This window comes from Kineosporia succinea (assembly GCF_030811555.1).
GTDB lineage: Bacteria > Actinomycetota > Actinomycetes > Actinomycetales > Kineosporiaceae > Kineosporia > Kineosporia succinea.
On the sequence record NZ_JAUSQZ010000001.1, the window covers coordinates 3,998,478 to 4,015,113 of the forward strand.

Sequence of the window (16,636 nt, forward strand, 5' to 3'; positions counted from 1 at the left end):
CATGTAGTGCCATCAAGTAGCCACAAGGGGGGCAACACATGAAGAAGGCCATGGCGATCCTGATCGCCGCGGTGGTCGCGCTGCTCGGTCTCGCGACACTCGTGACGGTGCAGGCGGGGCCGGCCAGTGCCGGGGCCCGGGGGGAGTACGTCGCGCTCGGCGACTCCTACGCGGCCGGGGTCGGGGCTCCGCCGTACGACGCGGAGTCCGGCGCGTGCCTGCGCAGTCCGCTCAACTACGCCCACACCTGGGCGGCGGAGCACCCGCGGTTCACGCTGACCGACGTCACCTGCAGCGGCGCCGACACCGACGACGTCTGGGCGAACCAGCTCAGCGCGCTCAGCCGGAAGACGAAGCTGGTGACGCTGACCATCGGCGGCAATGACAACAGCGGCTTCTCGCGTTCGCTCCAGGCCTGCCTGGGCGGCACGGACGCCGACTGCGCGGCGGCCACGACGGCCGGCGCCGACTACGCGACCAACGTTCTGGAGGGTGACCTCGAGGAGCTGTACGCCGAGGTCAAGACGCTGGCCCCGCGCGCCCGGGTGGTCGTGCTGAACTACCCGCAGCTCATCGACCAGGGCACCGGCAGCTGCGGGGCGATCACCCCGAACAGCTACCGCCGGAGCCTGATCGCCGACCAGATCACCGCGCTGGACGCCGCGGTCGCCCGGGCGGCCCGGGCCTCGCGGGTGAAGCTGGTGGACGTGCGGGACGAGTTCGTGGGGCACGCCGCCTGCTCGGCCGACCCGTGGATCATCGGGACCAACGTGCAGAACCAGACGGAGTGGTTCCACCCGAACGCGACCGGCCACGCCGCCTACGGTGCGGCCCTGGAAGCGGCCATCGGCTGACGCCGGGGTGGGGTGGGCCGCACAGGGCCCGCCCCACCTACACCCCCGAGATCCCGTAGTCGCGGATCTTTCGGTAGATCGTGGCCCGGGACATCCCCAGCTCGGCACTGGCCCGGGTCTTGTTGCCGCCGTGCGTGGTCAGGCTCCGCACGATCGCGTCCCGCTCGAGCGCCTCGATGGGGCTGAGCTGGCGCCGGATCGCCGAGCGGGCCTGGGCCGGCAGGTCGCCCGCGTGCACGGTGCCCGACCGCCGCACCGCCAGCAGCTCGATCAGCACCGACCGCAGCTGGGTCACGTTGCCGGGCCAGGGTGAGCGGATCAGCTGCTGCATCGCGTCGAACCCGAACCGCAGCCGGTGCCCCCGGGCCAGCCCGGCCATCAGGCTCGTCACCAGCTCGGGCACGTCCTCGCTGTGGTGACGCAGCGACGGCACCGTCACGGTGTGCGGGAAGTGCGGCAGCAGGTGCGTCGCCACACCCGGGTCGTCGGCACCGGTCACGGTCAGCGCCACCCAGCAGTCGGTCGACGCCTGCAGCAGCGACCCCAGGCCGGTCAGCGCCTCGGGAGACAGCCGGTCGGCGTGCCGGATCACGAGAACCCCGCCACCGCCTGACAGTTCGCCGGAGACCGCGTCGAGCCACGCGTCCACCATCGTGGGGTCGGCGCTCTCCTCACCGCTCATCACCCGGAAGTGACCGGCCGGGTCGTGCCGGGCCCGCACCGCCCGCAGCAGCGCCAGTTTGCCGGTGCCCGACTCACCCGACAGCACCACCCACTCGCGCTGCCGGTAGCAGTTCTCCACCTCCGCGACGCACCGCTGCCAGACCCCGCTGCCGCCCACCAGCCCCGGCAGTGCGGCCACGTCGCGCCGGGGCCGGGCCGCGACCGGCTGCCGGCTGAAGCGCACCTCGACGACACCGCCCAGCTGACCACGTCGTCCTTCGACGGGCCGGTACCCCAGCCGCGCGACCAGGCCGCTGGGCAGGTCACAGATCAGCGTGACCGGCCCGGGTTCGCCGCGCACGTCCGCCGCCCACTCCATCAGCGAGTGCTGGTCGGCCGGGCTCAGGGTGCGCCGGGCCCGCTCGTTCATCATCACCACGTCGCCGTTGACGGCCAGCACCACCCCGTTCGTGCGCTGCGACGTGCGCAGGTACTCCCGGAACAGCGCCAGCTCGGTCAGCCCGGCCGTGTTGAGCAGCCCCCGCTCGATCCGCTCGGCGCACGCCCCGGCCAGCGCCTGCATCATCGCGGCGGACTCACCCGCCCACGAGGTCAGGTCGAGCGCGCCCAGCACCGTGCCCCGCACCGGGTGCTTGATCGGGACCCCGGCGCAGGCCAGGCGCTCCAGGTTCTCGGCGTAGTGCTCGGGCCCCTGCACCAGCGTCGGCCGGCCCTCGTCGAGTGCGGTGCCGATGCCGTTCGTGCCGACGAACCGCTCGGCGTAGCTGAAACCCGGCGCCAGGTCGACGCGATCGAGGTAACGGGCGATCGCCGGGTCGGAGTCGACGCGGTCGAGCACCACGCCCTGCGCGTCGGTGAGCAGGATGCTGACCGGTTCACTCTGCAGCTGCGCACCGAGCTCGCGCAGGATCGGCGCGGCCGCCGTGACGAGCGGTGAGTCGGTGTCCAGATCATCGACGAACGGCAGGTCGATGTGATCGGCCTCGACACCCCGGCGGTGGCTGCGCGACCACGAGGCGAGAATCGGCTGACGCACGATGTCAGGTGAGATGTCCTGCTGCGTGAGGAAACGCTCGCGGGCGTCGGCGATCTCCCGGCGCCACGTCCCCGGATTGCGTGTCGCGCTCATTCGCCACCGTCCTTGGTGCCGCGAGAGTCCTCGCTGCACAGTAACCCGGCAGCGGGGATCTGGACAGGTTCCCGACCTGGGATCCGGCCCGTCCGGCATGTGCGGGGTAGCGGTGAACTCAGGTCAGGCGGTGCAGCAACCCTTTTCAGGACGGCGAGCGCCGGGATCGTCGCGGCGCCGATGAGGTCCGGTGCACCGGGAACGGGCAGCGGCGGCGCTCCCCGCCGATCTGTACGGGTGGCTGCACCGACCCTGGGCACCCGCGTCTCAGATTGAGACGCTCGCCGACCCCGGGATCGGATGTGATCGAAGCCGACGCACCCCGACCGAGGGAGGCACCGTGAGCAGACAGAGCCTCAGCAAGGCGCACAAGAAGATCACCGAGCTGTCGTGGGAACCCACCTTCGCCACCCCGGCGACCCGCTTCGGCACCGACTACACCTTCGAGAAGGCACCGAAGAAGGACCCTCTCAAGCAGATCCTGCGCTCCTACTTCCCGATGGAGGAGGAGAAGGACAACCGCGTCTTCGGCGCCATGGACGGCGCGATCCGCGGCAACATGTTCCGGCAGGTGCAGCAGCGCTGGATGGAGTGGCAGAAACTGTTCCTGTCGATCATCCCGTTCCCCGAGATCAGCGCGGCCCGGGCCATGCCGATGGCCATCGACGCCGTGCCCAACCCGGAGATCCACAACGGGCTGGCCGTGCAGATGATCGACGAGGTCCGGCACTCGACGATCCAGATGAACCTCAAGCGGCTCTACATGAACCACTACATCGACCCGGCCGGGTTCGACATGAGCGAGAAGGCGTTCGCGAACAACTACGCGGGCACCATCGGCCGGCAGTTCGGCGAGGGCTTCATCACCGGTGACGCGATCACCGCGGCCAACATCTACCTCACCGTGGTCGCCGAGACCGCCTTCACCAACACCCTGTTCGTGGCCATGCCGTCGGAGGCCGCGGCCAACGGCGACTACCTGCTGCCCACCGTGTTCCACTCGGTGCAGAGCGACGAGTCCCGCCACATCAGCAACGGCTACTCGATCCTGCTGATGGCCCTCGCCGACGAGAGCAACCGGCAGCTCCTCGAACGCGACCTGCGCTACGCCTGGTGGAACAACCACTGCGTGGTGGACGCCGCGATCGGCACCTTCATCGAGTACGGCACCAAGGACCGGCGCCCCGACCGCGACTCCTACGCCGAGATGTGGCGGCGCTGGATCTACGACGACTACTACCGCAGCTACCTCATCCCGCTCGAGAAGTACGGCCTCAAGATCCCCCACGACCTGGTGGAGGAGGCCTGGAACCGGATCTGGAACAAGGGCTACGTGCACGAGGTCGCCCAGTTCTTCGCCACCGGCTGGCCGGTCAACTACTGGCGTATCGACCCGATGACCGACGTGGACTTCGAGTGGTTCGAGTCGAAGTACCCCGGCTGGTACAACAAGTACGGCGTCTGGTGGGAGAACTACAACCGGTTGCGCTACCCCGGCCGCAACAAGCCCATCGCCTTCGAGAACGTCGACTACCAGTACCCGCACCGCTGCTGGACCTGCATGGTCCCCTGCCTCATCCGGCCCGACATGGTCACCGAGAAGGTCGACGGGCAGTGGCGCACCTACTGCTCCGAGACCTGCGCCTGGACCGACATCAAGGCCTTCCGGCCGGAGTACGAGGGACGCCCCACCCCGAACATGGGACGCCTCACCGGTCACCGCGAGTGGGAGACCCTGCACCACAACCAGGATCTCGCCGACGTCATCAGCTCGCTCGGCTACGTGCGGGACGACGGCCGGACCCTGATCCCGCAGCCGCACCTGGACCTCGACGACCCGAAGAAGCTGTGGACGCTCGACGACGTCCGCGGCATCACGTTCTCCAGCCCGAACGTGCTGCTGAACGAGATGACGGACGCCGAGCGCGAGGCGGCCGTCGCCGCCTACAGGGCGGGTGGCCCGGCCGGACGGCCGGCGGCCTGACACCAGGAACGGCCTCGGTGGCGGCGGTCCCCAGCTTCGGCCGCCACCGAGGTCCCCTCGTCGAGCGACAGGAGCTCTCCCATGGGTGACAAGCACCGCGTGCAGTTCGAGCCCGTCGACCTGGAGATGGAGGTCGACGAGGACGAGACCGTGCTGGACGCCGCGTTCCGGCAGGGCATCGCCCTCATGCACGGCTGCCGCGAGGGCCAGTGCTCGGCCTGCAAGTCGTTCCTCATCGACGGCGACGTGCAGATGGCCCGCTACTCCACGTTCGCGCTCGCCGACTACGAGAGCGACGAGGGCTACGTGCTGCTGTGCAAGACCCACGCCAACAGCGACATCACCGTCGAGCTGATCAACTACGACGAGGAGGAGCTGCGCAACGCGGTGCCGATCCAGACGGTATCGGCGCGCATCGCCTCGATCACCGCGCTCACGTCCGACATCGTCTCGCTGAAACTCCAGACCGGAGGACGGTTCACCCATCGCGCCGGGCAGTACGCCGAGATCCGCCGGCCCGGCAGCGATGTCAGGCGTTCGTTCTCGATGGCGACCACCCCGGGTTCTCCCGAGGTCGAGTTCATCATCAAGAAGTATCCGGGTGGGCACTTCTCCGGTCTGCTCGACTCGGAGCTGAAACCCGGTGACCCCCTGACCCTCACCGGCCCCTACGGCTCGTGCACCCTGCGGGCCTCGGGGGAGGACGACGGGCGTCGCGTCGTGTGCATCGCCGGGGGAGCGGGCATGGCCCCGATCCTCTCGCTGCTGCGCCGGCTGGCCGAGACCGGGTCGCGGCGTCCGGTGGTGTTCTACTACGGCGCCCGCACGCCCGAGGATCTGTTCTACCTGCCGGAGATCCTCGCTCTCGGCGAGCGGATCAGGGATTTCCGCTTCGTCCCCGCGCTCTCCCACGTCACCGAAGCCCCCTGGGGGACGCTCGGGGTCACCGGGGATCTCGGTCTCGTCACCGATGTGGTGGACCGGAACGAACCCGATCTGAGCGAGGCCGACTGCTACCTCTGCGGCCCGCCGCCGATGGTCGACGCCACGATCGCCCTGCTCGAGAGCAAGGACGTCCCCACCGACCGGATCCACTTCGACAAGTTCACGACCAGCGTCTCCTGAAGGAAGCTGAGGGTCTGACATGGCGACACCCGTCAAGCGCCCGGATCACGATGCCGTGCGCAGCTTTCCGAAACCCGAGTTCACCGACGCCGAGGCCGGCGCCCTGGACTTCCCCAGCTCGACCAGCCGCTCGTACAACTACTTCGAGCCGGCCAAGCTGCGGGCCACCACCTACGAGGACGTCACGTTCGACGTGCAGCCCGACCCGGCCCGCTACCTGACCCAGGGCTGGATCTACGGCTTCGCCGACGGCGAGGGCGGCTACCCGCAGGACTGGACCGCGCTGAAATCCAACGACTGGCACCAGTTCCGCGACCCCAACCAGGAGTGGGAACAGACGATCTACCGCAACAACGCCAACGTGGTGCGGCAGATCCAGCAGAACCTGGCCAACGCCAAGCTGGCCGGGGCGTACGCGGGCTGGAGCCCGGGCTGGATGCACTTCGTCGAGCGCAACCTCGGGGCCTGGATGCACGCCGAGAACGGCATCGGCCTGCACGTGTTCGTCGCCTGCCAGCGCTCGGCCCCGACCAACATGATCAACAACGCGATGGCCGTGAACAGCGCCCACAAGCTGCGGTTCGCCCAGGATCTGGCGCTGTACAACCTCGACCTGAGCGAGGCCGGCATCGGCTTCGACGGCTCGGTGCACCGCTCGGTCTGGCACGAGGACCCCCTCTGGCAGGGCGTGCGCGAGAACGCCGAGCGCCTCACCGCGATCGGCGACTGGGGTCAGGCGCTGTTCGCGACCAACGTGGTCTACGAGACGCTGGTCGGCGGGCTCTTCCGCTCGCACCTGGTGATGCAGATCAGCGCCCGCAACGGCGACTACGTGACGCCCTCGCTGGTCGGCACCGGCGAGAACGACTATGCCCGCGACCTGGCCTACACGCGGTCACTTCTCACCCTGCTGGTGCGCGACGCCGAGCACGGGGCCGCCAACCGGGCGCAACTGCAGGAGTGGCTGGGCGAGTGGCTGCCGGTCAGCCTGCACGCGGCGCACGAGCTGCAGCCGATCTGGTCGCACCCGGCCGAGCGGGTGGTGCCCTTCGCCGACTCCTTGGCCGCGGCCAAGGACGACCTGCGTGAGGTGCTGTCCGATCTGGGCCTCGAGGAGCCGAAGGAGCTGGCGGAATGAGTTTCGGGGAGCCCAACGCCACCGCGTCGAACAAGTGCGGGGTGACGCTGATGAACAACCAGAACGGCTACGTGGTGGCCGAGGTGATGCGTTCCAAGGACGGCGTGAAGATCGCCGAGTACCCCTCGATGATCCGCGTCGACGGCGAGAAGCTGCTGACCTTCGACTTCGACGAGATCAGCCAGGCCCTGGGCAGCGAGTTCGACCAGTCGGACTTCGAGGAGATCATGTCGACCCACTACGGGCGCATGGTGCACTTCGACGACCGCACGATGCTCTTCGCCAATCCCGAGGACGCCGCCGAGTACATCGATTTCGACCTCAAGGTGGTGGAGTGACGTGTACGAGAAGGACGGTGAGAAGTACTACGTGGTCGACAGCCACATCCACTTCTGGAACGGTGGGGCGTCGAACCAGAAGAACCGCTACGGAGCGGGTTTCACCGGGTGCTTCTACGACTACCAGAAGAACCTGAGCCCGTCCGAGTGGGTCTGGGACCTGGAGAAGTTCGGGTCGTACACCGAGGACGACCTGCTGCACGACCTGTTCGACGTCGGTTACGTGGACAAGGGCATCTTCCAGCCCACCTACCTGACCGATTTCTACACCGAGGGTTTCAACACCACCGAGCGCAACGGTGCCCTGGCCGAGAAGCACCCGTCGAGGCTCATCACCAACGGCGCCTGGGACCCGCGCGACGGGGAGGCCGGCCTCGACGCCCTGGAAGCCCTGCACGAGCGCTGGAACCTGAAGGGCGTGAAGCTCTACACGGCCGAGTGGAAGGGCGACTCCAAGGGCTGGAAGCTCACCGATCCCTGGTCGTACCGGTACCTGGAGAAGTGCGAAGCCCTGGGCATCAGGAACATTCACGTGCACAAGGGCCCGACGATCTACCCGCTCAACCGGGACGCCTTCGACGTGGCCGACGTCGACGAGGTGGCCACCGCGTTCCCGAACCTGAACTTCATCATCGAGCACGTGGGCCTGCCCCGGCTGGAGGACTTCTGCTGGATCGCCACCCAGGAGCCCAACGTCTACGGCGGCCTGGCCGTGGCCATGCCGTTCATCTACAGCCGGCCGCGCTACTTCGCCCAGATCATCGGCGAACTGCTCTACTGGCTCGACGGGAACCGGCTCACCTTCGCCAGCGACTACGCGATCTGGCAGCCGAAGTGGCTGGTCGAGATGTTCGTCGACTTCCAGATCCCCGAGGACATGCAGGGCGAGTACGGCGTGCTCACCACCGAGGTCAAGAAGAAGATCCTCGGGCTGAACGCGGCGCGGCTGTACGGCTTCGAGGTGCCGGCCGAGGCCCGGATCACGACGCCCGGGCCGACCACGGGGGAGTCGATCGGCTCGGCGCCCGTCGACGAGACGCACCCGGTGACGGCGTGAGTCGCGGGGACGAGGTCTGGTCGGCTCTGGGGGCTGTGCGTGACCCGGAGCTGGACGAGCCGATCACCGACCTGAAGTTCGTCACCGAGGTGGAGATCTCGGGTGGGGACGTGCGTGTGCGGCTGCGGCTGCCCACCTACTTCTGTGCCCCGAACTTCGCCTACCTGATGGTGGCGGACGCCCACGACGTCCTCACTTCTCTGGACTGGACCCACCACGTGACCGTACGGCTCGACGACCACTTCGCCTCCGAGGAGATCAACGGGGGAGTGGCCGCGGACGCGGGGTTCAGCGGGTCGTTCCCCGGCCAGGCGGAGGGCGAGCTGGAGCAGCTGCGGAACACGTTCCGGCGCAAGGCCCACACCGCCTGCCTGGAACGTTCGTGCCGGTCGCTGCTCGAAGAGGGCTGGGAGATCGAGGGTCTCACGCGGGCCCACCTGTCGGATCTGCCTTCCGGGTCTGCCACCGAGTCCCTGTTACGGAGACGGGCCGACCTGGGCCTGACGGCGGATCCGCAGGCGCCGTTGCTCGTGAACGACGACGGCACGCCGGTCGACGACGTGCCGAGGCGCCTGCGGTACGCCAGGACCGTGCGGGTGAGCATCGACGGCAACGGGATCTTCTGCCGGGGTCTGCTCGAAACACGCTACGGCACGGCGGACATTGAGGGAACGTTCAGTGGGATCGAGGTGAGGAAGGCGTCATGAAGGCCGTTCAGCTGGGGAAGTACGACACGAAGCCGACATTGACCGAGGTACCGGATCCGGTGCTGTCCTCGCCCCTCGACGTGATCGTGAAGGTCGGCGGCGCCGGGGTGTGCCGCACCGACCTGCACATCATCGAGGGGCAGTGGGAGCAGAAGTCTCAGGTCGCGTTGCCCTACACGATCGGGCACGAGAACGCGGGCTGGGTGGCGGAGGTCGGGTCGGCCGTCACGAACGTGGCAGTGGGTGACCCGGTGATCCTGCATCCGCTCGTCACCTGCGGGCTGTGCCGGGCCTGCCGCGACGGTGACGACGTGCACTGCGTCGCCTCGAAGTTCCCGGGCATCGACACCGACGGTGGGTATGCCGAATACCTGCTCACCAACGCCCGTTCCGTGGTTCGGCTCGACCCGGCGCTGCAGCCCTCGGCGGTGGCCGCGCTGGCCGATGCCGGGCTCACCGCCTACCACGCCGTGGCCAAGGCGGCCCGGGTGCTGAGGCCGGGCGACACCGCGGTCGTGATCGGGGCCGGTGGTCTCGGGCACATCGGGGTGCAGGTCTTCCTCGCGCTCTCCGGAGCTCGCCTGGTGGTGGTGGACCGTTCTGCCGACGCCCTGAAGCTCGCCGCGGAGCTGGGCGCCGAGCACACGGTCGTCGCCGACGGTTCGCACGTGCGGCAGGTGCTCGACCTGACCGACGGCAACGGGGCCGAGGCGGTGATCGACTTCGTCGGCGAGGGTGGTGCTCTCGAGGACGGGGTGGCGATGCTGCGCCGGGCCGGCAACTACTACGTGATCGGTTACGGCGGAACCCTTTCGGTTCCGGCGATCGACATCATCTCGACCGAGATCAACTTCATCGGCAACCTGGTCGGCTCGTACAGCGACCTGGTCGAGCTGATGGTGCTGGCGGCGCGGGGCAGGGTCACGCTGCACACGGCTACGTATCCTCTGACCGAATTTCAGTCCGCCCTCGATGATCTCGACGCCGGGAACGTGCGCGGCCGAGCGATCTTGATTCCGTAAAGGAGGACCTTATGGCCAAGGACCTGCGTTTCGACCGGGACGCACGAAGCCTGCTGGAGGCCGGGGTCAACGCCCTGGCGGACGCCGTGAAGGTCACCCTGGGCCCGAAGGGCCGCAACGCGGTGATCGAGAAGATGACCGGGGCCCCGACGATCACCAACGACGGGGTGACGATCGCCCGCGAGATCCAGCTGCGTGACCCGTTCGCGAACATGGGCGCGCAGCTCGTCAAAGAAGTCGCGATGAAGACCAACGGGGTGGCCGGGGACGGCACCACCACCGCCACCGTGCTCGCCCAGGCCCTCGTCCGCGAGGGGCTGAGAGCCGTTGACGCGGGCGCCAACCCGATGCAGGTGAAGCGCGGCATCGAGCGGGCGGTGGCGACGGTGATCGAGGTGCTGGCCGATCGCAGCGTGCCGGTGGGCGGGCGCTCCGACCTGCAGCACGTGGCCATGCTGTCGGCCAACAACGACTCCGAGATCGGGGAGGTCATCGCCCAGGCCATGGAGAAGGTCGGCAACACCGGGGTGGTGACGGTGGAGGAGTGGCCGCACTTCGGCATGGGCGTCAGCTACACCGACGGCGTGGAGTTCGACCACGGCTACATCTCGCCCTACTTCGTCACCGACAAGGACCGGATGGAGGCCGTGCTCGACGACGCGTTCGTGCTGCTGACGAACGAGAAGATCGACTCGGTGCAGAACCTGATGCCGGTGCTGGAGCAGGTGCGGCGCACCGGGCGGCCGCTGGCGGTCCTGGCCGAGAACGTCGACGGCCCGGCGCTGTCGATGCTCATCACCAACCATCTGCACGACACCTTCCACTCGGTCGCGGTGCGGGCGCCCGGCTTCGGGCACCGCCGGGTGGCCGAGCTGGAAGACCTGGCCGTGGTGCTCGGCGGGCGCGTGGTCAGCTCCGAGTCGGGGGTCGACCTGTCGTCGGTGCGGCTGGAGCAGCTGGGCCGGGCGCGGCGCATCACGGTGACCGAGGCCGGCACCACGATCGTCGGTGGTCACGGTGACGCCGCCGAGGTGCAGCTGCGGGTGCAGCGGATCGGCAAGGAGCTGGCCCGGGCCGAGAACGAGCACGACCAGGACACGCTGAGGATGCGCATGGCCCGGCTCTCCGGCCAGGTCGCGGTGATCAACGTGGGCGCGGTGACCGACGTCGAGCTGAAGGAGAAGCAGCACCGTCTCGAGGACTCGCTGCAGGCCACGCTGGCGGCGATCGAGGAGGGCGTGGTGGCCGGCGGCGGCACGGCGCTGGTGCAGGCACAACCGGCGCTCGACTCGCTCGTGTTGGAGGGTGACGCGGCGGTCGGCCGCGATATCGTGCGCCGGGCTCTGGAAGAGCCGCTGCGCTGGATCGTGATCAACGCCGGGCACGACGGTGACCAGGTGGTGCGGGAAGTTGCGGGCCGTCCCACCGGTCAGGGGTTCAACGCCCTGACCGGCGAATACGGCGACATGTTCGATTTCGGGATCATCGATCCGCTGAAGGTGACCCGCTCGGCGCTGCAGAGCGCGGCGTCCGTCGCCGCGCTCCTCCTCACCACCGAGACTCTGATCGTGGAGGAGGTGCTGGGCAACCCGGGCGCGATCGTCGCCCCCGGCTTCGGTGACCTGGCCGAGGGAATGGTCCGCCCGTCCAACATCTACTAGGCCTTAGGCGGCGCGGGGCGGACCGGGCTGCTGTCCGGTCCGCCCGTTCGACGAGGAGCCCGATGAATCCACCCACCGCCACACTCACGACCCCGGTCACCGGGGGCGTCCGCGAGTCCGGCACCGGCCGCCGCGCCGTCGGCACCACGCTGGGCTCGGCCCTGGTCGCCGCCGTCGCCTACATCGACCCGGGCAACTTCGCCACGAACGTCTCGGCCGGCGCCCAGTACGGCACGCTGCTGGTCTGGGTGGTGGTCGCGGCCAGCGCCGTCGGCATGCTGGTGCAGTACCTGTCGGCCAAGCTCGGCCTGGTCACCGGGCAGTCGCTGCCCGAGCAGTGCAAGCAGCACCTGTCCCGCCCGGCCCGCATCGCGATGTGGCTGCAGGCGGAGCTGGTCGTGATCATGACCGACCTGGCCGAGGTGGTCGGCGGGGCGATCGCGCTCAACCTGCTGTTCGGCCTGCCGCTGCTGCCCGGCGCCGCGATCATGGTGGTGGCCGCGTTCGCGATCCTGACGCTGCACGTGCGCGGCCGGGACGCCTTCCGGCCCGTGGTCTACGTCTGTTTCGCGGTGGTGGCAGCCGGGTTCGCCTACCAGGCGCTGCGCGCGCCCCTGGGCGGGGCCGACCTGGCGGCGGGGTTCCGGCCCCGACTGGAGGGAACCGAGAGTGCCTACCTGGCGGCCGGAATCGTCGGTGCCACGGTGATGCCCCACGTGGTGTACCTGCACTCGCACCTGACCAAGGGCGAGGCGCTGATCTCGGGGCGGGCCGTGCCCCGGCTGATCCGGATCACCCGGCGGGAGATCGTCGGGGCGATGCTGCTGGCCGCCGCCGTGAACATCTCGATCATGCTGGCCGCCACGGTGCTCGCCCCGACCGACACGCTCGAGGGGGCTCACGCCGGATTCACCGCGGTGACGGGGGCGTTCAGCGGCTGGGTGTTCGCCTCGGCGCTGCTGGCCTCGAGCCTGGCCTCGACCTGCGTGGGGGTCTACTCGGGCCAGACCATCATGTCCGGCTTCCTGCACCGCAGCGTCTCGATCTGGGTGCGGCGGTGCGTCTCGGTGCTGCCCGCCCTGGTCGTGCTGGCGATCGGCGTCGACCCGACGGCCGCCCTGGTGCTCAGCCAGGTCGTCCTCTCGTTCGGGATCCCTTTCGCCCTGGCCCCTCTGGTCTGGTTCACCAGCCGGCGCGCGGTGATGGGGGACGCCCGCAACCACCCGGTCACGGTGGCCGTGGCCGGGGTGGTGCTCGGGGCCGTGGTGTCGCTCAACGTGTTCCTGCTGGTCACGTTGTTCACCAGCTGACGTCCTCGTACGTGTCCGGGTCGGCGGAACGAGCCTTCGCCATCCCCAGCGCCGCGTGCGAAAGCCCGCTGAGCAGAGCGACTCCGACGACCACGAGGGCCAGCCCGGTCCAGAGGAAGGGCCGGCCGTCGAGGGGACCCCGCCGGCAGAACTCCAGGGCCGCCAGTGCGGCGGCGAGCACCACGAACTCCACGAGGTGGAGCGAGAACCGGGTCCACGAGGGCTGCTGCGTCATGGGTACGACCCTACGGTCGCGACGTTCCTCCCCGATGCCGTCGTGGGGATGATCCGCGGAATGCGACTTAAGGGTGATCGGCCGGGTCGCCCCGGTTCCCGGCGCGTCCTAGATTCGACCCCATGAACACTTCCGAGCTGCTGAAGGACTCGCTCGACCGGGTCAAGGAGAACGTGGCCGCCGTCGCCCAGGGGCTCACCGCCGACCAGCTGGCCCACCGCCCGAACGGAACGGGCAACTCGATCGCCTGGCTGCTCTGGCACCTGGCCCGGGTGCAGGACGCGCAGATCGCGGACGTCGCGGGCACCGACGAGGTCTGGGCGTCACAGGGGTGGCACGAACGTTTCGGGCTGCCGTTCGAGATCACCGAGCACGGCTACGGCATGTCGTCCGACGACGTGGCCAGGGTGCGCGTCGACGACCCCCAGCTGCTGGTCGACTACTACGACGCCGCGCACGCCCGCACCCTGGAGTACCTGTCCGGACTGAGCGACGCCGACCTCGACCGGGTGGTGGACGACGCCTGGGACCCGCCCGTCACCCTGGGCGTGCGGCTGGTCAGTATCGTCGACGACGACGCGCAGCACGTGGGCCAGGCCGCCTATGTGCGCGGCCTGCTGCCCTGAGGCCTGTCCTGGCCGAGCTCGCGCAGCCAGTACCGGCAGGAGAGCGGCCTCGATCCGGTCGTGGGTCATCGGCGCATCATCGAGCCACGGTGGCAGGGCCAGGTTCCCGCGCAGCCGTTCTCGGCCGGACGGGGAAGCGGTAAGGTCCCGCTTCGGCACGTATTCACCGATACGGGTGGCATCGCTGACCAGCTGCTGTCCCTGGCCCGATCCGTCGCAGGAGCAGATGTGAACGAGAGCGATCCGGCGCCGGCTCCCCGGAAGTACCGCCGGGCGGCGGTGATCGCCGGGTCGGTCGCGGTGGTGTCGGGGGTGCTCCTCGGCGGGGTGGCCCTGGTGCGGGCGCCGGCGGATCACGACGACCCCACCCCGCTCTTCTCCGACGAGACGGGGATCGGGCCGACGGTTGCGGCGGTGCCGCCCTCGAACCCGCCCGAGGTCTCGCCCAGCCCGTCGGCGACCGGGCGGACCACGAACGGGCCTGCCCGGAAGACGACTTCGGAGCCCGCTCGGGAACCGGCCTCGACCGCCCGTCCTTCCGGTCCGATCTCCTCGAAAAAGACCGGGAGTCCAGCCGATCGGAGCACCCCGGCCACGCAGAGCGAGAAGACGACCACGCCCGCGGCCGTCGACCCGTCGGTGAACCTGGCCGCGTCGAAGGCGGTGTCCGAGAGCAGCCACACCCAGGACTACGCGGCCGCGCACATCACCGACGGTGACGTGAACTCCTACTGGGAAGCGGCTTCCGGCTTTCCGCAGAGCATCACCGTCGACCTGGGCCGCGCCCGGGTCGTGGGCCGGCTGGAGCTGGCGCTGCCGCCGGTGGCCGACTGGAACCGGCGCACGCAGACCATCTCGATCAGCGGCAGTCGCGACGGCTCGTCGTGGGTGCGGCTGAGGTCGGGCCGGGGCTACGTCTTCGACGCGAACTCCGCGGCCCGTAACGCCACCGGTGTCTCGTTCACCCCGGCGCCGGTGCGTTATCTGAAGCTGACCTTCAGCGCGAACGACGGCTGGCCCGCGGCCCAGCTGTCCGAACTGACCGCCCACTCGAGCTGAGCCGGTGAACCCCGGGTGACCGACACCGGGGGCACCTCCCCGAGCCGAAGGTCCAGGGACCGGCACTGACTCAGATGATGCCCGACCGCATGGCGTAAGCGACTGCGTGCGAACGGTTACGCAGGTTCAGGCGCGTCATCATCGCGTAGAGGATGTTCTTCACCGTGCGCTCGGAATACTTCATCCGGTCGGCGATCTCGGCGGTGTCCAGGCCCTCGGCGATCAGCCGCAGCACGTCGACCTCGCGCGTCTCCAGGCCGGAGGCGGTGAGGCCACGCGGGCCGAGCACGGTCTGCTGCAGGTGGGCCACGTCTTTCAGCAGTCGGCCCTGCACCTCGGGCGGGAGCGAGCTGCCGCCGCTCATCACCGTGCGGATCAGATCGGTGAACTGGTCGGGGGTGACGTCGGCGCGCCACATCGCCCCGGAGACCCCGACCTCGGCGGCTGCCAGCCAGTCGCCGTCACCCAGGTTGTCGAGGATCAGCACGAACGGGGCCTTGCAGACCTCGCGCAGGCCACGCAGACGGCGCAGCGCCTTGCCGCTCAGCCGGGGCGCGACCACGATCACCACGTCGGCCTGGGGCAGCTGCGGAGTGGGCAGGAGCTGGATGTCGGGGCTCGGGCCGATCAGCCCCGCCACCCCGGCGCGACTGAACACGTCGACGGCCTCGACCGCGATCCGGATCCTTCTCAGCTGCCGTTCGGCCACCACGGCCGGGCGGCCGGAACCGGGCCACGTACGGGCGGTCTGCGGGCCAACGCTCATCGTCTCAACCGTCGCTTCCACGCGTTTCTCGTCTGGTGCACCTGTCTTGCCCAGCCCGGATTTCTTGCCGACCTGAAGGTCGTGGCAACCCTGCTGAACCGTGGGCGGTGTCAATGTATACCGCGATTTTGGCGCGTTAGGACATGAATGGAATGTTAAGCCTGCGTCAGAAAGAGAATTCTGGTAAAGGGATTACTGGCCTTTACGGGTGAAGTGCCGGAAATTCGGCGACCTCCCCGTCGGGCAGCGCTGCCCATCGTCCGGCGGGCTGTGGCCAGCCTTCCGACGCGACCACGACGAGGTCTTCCTCCTGACGGTAACTCAGGCCGAAATAGGCCGGGCCGCGACGGCCGATCACCTCTGAATGTGGATCATGCTGTGCGTACGCGTACAGACCCGTCGGGGTGAGCATCATCGCGTTCAGGCTCACGACCAGGTCGGAGCTCTGCGTGATCGCCTGTGCCGTAAGGGTGATCGCGTCACCGGGCGTGACTCCCCGGTTCATCCGCTCGCGCACGGCCAGGTAGTAGCGCTCACTGTCGGTCGTGCCGGCGGCGGTGGCCAGCAGGTCGGGGTCGATCAGCTTCTCGAGGGCGGCGACGGGGCGGATCTCGCCGTTGTGGGCGAAGGCGGCGCGGGCGTCGCCGAACGGGTGCGTGTTGTTCACCGTGACGGCCAGGTTCGGGCTGGCCATCCGGATGTGCAGGACGGCCATGTCGGTGAGCTGATGCTTCAGGGCGTGCTGGAGCCGGTCGCTGTCGTCGGCCCGGTCGATGCCGCGCAGGATGCCGATCGTGCCGTCCTCCTGCCTGAAAGCGAGCCCCCAGCCGTCCTTGTGCTCGCAGGCCAGCCGGATGAACGGGTCGAGGTCGTCGCCGAGCAGGTCGGCCACGGGGGCGCGGTGCCGGGAGACGGCGCCGATGAGTCGGCACATGGATGGT

Annotated in this window: 16 protein-coding genes; 12 read left to right on the forward strand and 4 right to left on the reverse strand. The window is 69.2% G+C overall.

The features are described from left to right. The first annotated feature begins 38 nt into the window (after positions 1-38). A complete protein-coding gene (locus J2S57_RS17480; protein ID WP_307244183.1) occupies positions 39-854 on the forward strand; it encodes an SGNH/GDSL hydrolase family protein in 816 nt (271 codons plus the stop codon). 37 nt (positions 855-891) lie between these two features. Here the strand turns inward: J2S57_RS17480 and J2S57_RS17485 are convergent, their stop codons facing one another. Further along, a complete protein-coding gene (locus tag J2S57_RS17485) occupies positions 892-2,667 on the reverse strand; it encodes a sigma-54-dependent Fis family transcriptional regulator (protein ID WP_307244185.1) in 1,776 nt (591 codons plus the stop codon). A 340-nt stretch (positions 2,668-3,007) separates the two neighbouring features. Here J2S57_RS17485 and J2S57_RS17490 point away from each other — a divergent pair, with 340 nt between their 5' ends. The 9 genes from J2S57_RS17490 to J2S57_RS17530 all read left to right on the forward strand — a co-directional run bounded on the left by J2S57_RS17490 (position 3,008) and on the right by J2S57_RS17530 (position 13,009). Next, positions 3,008-4,651, forward strand: a complete 1,644-nt coding sequence (locus J2S57_RS17490; protein ID WP_307244187.1) for a ferritin family protein — start codon at positions 3,008-3,010, stop codon at positions 4,649-4,651. 81 nt (positions 4,652-4,732) lie between these two features. Then, on the forward strand, positions 4,733-5,776 hold the full coding sequence (locus J2S57_RS17495) for a 2Fe-2S iron-sulfur cluster-binding protein (protein ID WP_307244190.1): 1,044 nt from the start codon (positions 4,733-4,735) through the stop codon (positions 5,774-5,776). A gap of 19 nt (positions 5,777-5,795) precedes the next feature. Beyond that, positions 5,796-6,914 carry an aromatic/alkene monooxygenase hydroxylase subunit beta gene (locus tag J2S57_RS17500; RefSeq protein ID WP_307244193.1) on the forward strand — a complete coding sequence of 373 codons (1,119 nt, stop codon included), beginning with the start codon at positions 5,796-5,798 and terminating at the stop codon, positions 6,912-6,914. Continuing rightward, positions 6,911-7,252 (forward strand): propane 2-monooxygenase effector subunit MimD, encoded by a 342-nt coding sequence (mimD, locus tag J2S57_RS17505; protein WP_307244195.1) that lies wholly within the window; start codon positions 6,911-6,913, stop codon positions 7,250-7,252. The genes J2S57_RS17500 and mimD overlap by 4 nt, the downstream gene beginning before the upstream one ends. Position 7,253: 1 nt before the next feature. Beyond that, positions 7,254-8,309: an amidohydrolase family protein gene (locus J2S57_RS17510; RefSeq protein WP_307244197.1), complete on the forward strand. Its 1,056-nt coding sequence runs from the start codon at positions 7,254-7,256 to the stop codon at positions 8,307-8,309. Continuing rightward, positions 8,306-9,016 carry an iron-sulfur cluster assembly protein gene (locus J2S57_RS17515; protein WP_307244199.1) on the forward strand — a complete coding sequence of 237 codons (711 nt, stop codon included), beginning with the start codon at positions 8,306-8,308 and terminating at the stop codon, positions 9,014-9,016. The genes J2S57_RS17510 and J2S57_RS17515 overlap by 4 nt, the downstream gene beginning before the upstream one ends. Then, positions 9,013-10,038, forward strand: coding sequence for an NAD(P)-dependent alcohol dehydrogenase (locus tag J2S57_RS17520; RefSeq protein WP_307244201.1), 1,026 nt, complete (start codon positions 9,013-9,015; stop codon positions 10,036-10,038). Before J2S57_RS17515 ends, J2S57_RS17520 begins: the two co-directional genes overlap by 4 nt. 11 nt (positions 10,039-10,049) lie before the next feature. Continuing rightward, positions 10,050-11,699: a chaperonin GroEL gene (gene groL, locus J2S57_RS17525; protein ID WP_307244204.1), complete on the forward strand. Its 1,650-nt coding sequence runs from the start codon at positions 10,050-10,052 to the stop codon at positions 11,697-11,699. A 62-nt stretch (positions 11,700-11,761) separates the two neighbouring features. Then, positions 11,762-13,009, forward strand: coding sequence for an Nramp family divalent metal transporter (locus tag J2S57_RS17530; protein ID WP_307244206.1), 1,248 nt, complete (start codon positions 11,762-11,764; stop codon positions 13,007-13,009). Here J2S57_RS17530 and J2S57_RS17535 read toward each other — a convergent pair. Then, positions 12,999-13,244: a hypothetical protein gene (locus J2S57_RS17535; RefSeq protein ID WP_307244208.1), complete on the reverse strand. Its 246-nt coding sequence runs from the start codon at positions 13,242-13,244 to the stop codon at positions 12,999-13,001. The two genes, J2S57_RS17530 and J2S57_RS17535, sit on opposite strands and share 11 nt — an antisense overlap. A 122-nt stretch (positions 13,245-13,366) precedes the next feature. Between J2S57_RS17535 and J2S57_RS17540 the strand changes: the two genes are divergently transcribed. Further along, positions 13,367-13,870 (forward strand): mycothiol transferase, encoded by a 504-nt coding sequence (locus J2S57_RS17540; protein ID WP_307244211.1) that lies wholly within the window; start codon positions 13,367-13,369, stop codon positions 13,868-13,870. Positions 13,871-14,098: 228 nt separating this feature from the next. Then, positions 14,099-14,929: a discoidin domain-containing protein gene (locus tag J2S57_RS17545; protein ID WP_307244215.1), complete on the forward strand. Its 831-nt coding sequence runs from the start codon at positions 14,099-14,101 to the stop codon at positions 14,927-14,929. Between the two features lie 70 nt (positions 14,930-14,999). On the opposite strand, the gene J2S57_RS17550 is transcribed toward J2S57_RS17545, so the two are convergent. Both J2S57_RS17550 and J2S57_RS17555 read right to left on the reverse strand, forming a co-directional pair. Beyond that, entirely contained in the window at positions 15,000-15,695 is a 696-nt protein-coding gene (locus J2S57_RS17550; protein ID WP_307244217.1) for a helix-turn-helix transcriptional regulator, read from the reverse strand. Between the two features lie 202 nt (positions 15,696-15,897). Further along, entirely contained in the window at positions 15,898-16,629 is a 732-nt protein-coding gene (locus J2S57_RS17555; RefSeq protein ID WP_307244219.1) for a class II glutamine amidotransferase, read from the reverse strand. Positions 16,630-16,636: the final 7 nt, after the last annotated feature.

Excerpts from the sequence above, each read along its gene's own strand:
- J2S57_RS17480 (WP_307244183.1), top strand. The coding sequence starts at position 39 with ATGAAGAAGGCCATGGCGATCCTGATCGCCGCGGTGGTCGCGCTGCTC.
- J2S57_RS17485 (WP_307244185.1), bottom strand. The coding sequence starts at position 2,667 with ATGAGCGCGACACGCAATCCGGGGACGTGGCGCCGGGAGATCGCCGAC.
- J2S57_RS17495 (WP_307244190.1), top strand. The coding sequence starts at position 4,733 with ATGGGTGACAAGCACCGCGTGCAGTTCGAGCCCGTCGACCTGGAGATG.
- J2S57_RS17500 (WP_307244193.1), top strand. The coding sequence starts at position 5,796 with ATGGCGACACCCGTCAAGCGCCCGGATCACGATGCCGTGCGCAGCTTT.
- mimD (WP_307244195.1), top strand. The coding sequence starts at position 6,911 with ATGAGTTTCGGGGAGCCCAACGCCACCGCGTCGAACAAGTGCGGGGTG.
- J2S57_RS17520 (WP_307244201.1), top strand. The coding sequence starts at position 9,013 with ATGAAGGCCGTTCAGCTGGGGAAGTACGACACGAAGCCGACATTGACC.
- groL (WP_307244204.1), top strand. The coding sequence starts at position 10,050 with ATGGCCAAGGACCTGCGTTTCGACCGGGACGCACGAAGCCTGCTGGAG.
- J2S57_RS17530 (WP_307244206.1), top strand. The coding sequence starts at position 11,762 with ATGAATCCACCCACCGCCACACTCACGACCCCGGTCACCGGGGGCGTC.
- J2S57_RS17535 (WP_307244208.1), bottom strand. The coding sequence starts at position 13,244 with ATGACGCAGCAGCCCTCGTGGACCCGGTTCTCGCTCCACCTCGTGGAG.
- J2S57_RS17540 (WP_307244211.1), top strand. The coding sequence starts at position 13,367 with ATGAACACTTCCGAGCTGCTGAAGGACTCGCTCGACCGGGTCAAGGAG.
- J2S57_RS17550 (WP_307244217.1), bottom strand. The coding sequence starts at position 15,695 with ATGAGCGTTGGCCCGCAGACCGCCCGTACGTGGCCCGGTTCCGGCCGC.
- J2S57_RS17555 (WP_307244219.1), bottom strand. The coding sequence starts at position 16,629 with ATGTGCCGACTCATCGGCGCCGTCTCCCGGCACCGCGCCCCCGTGGCC.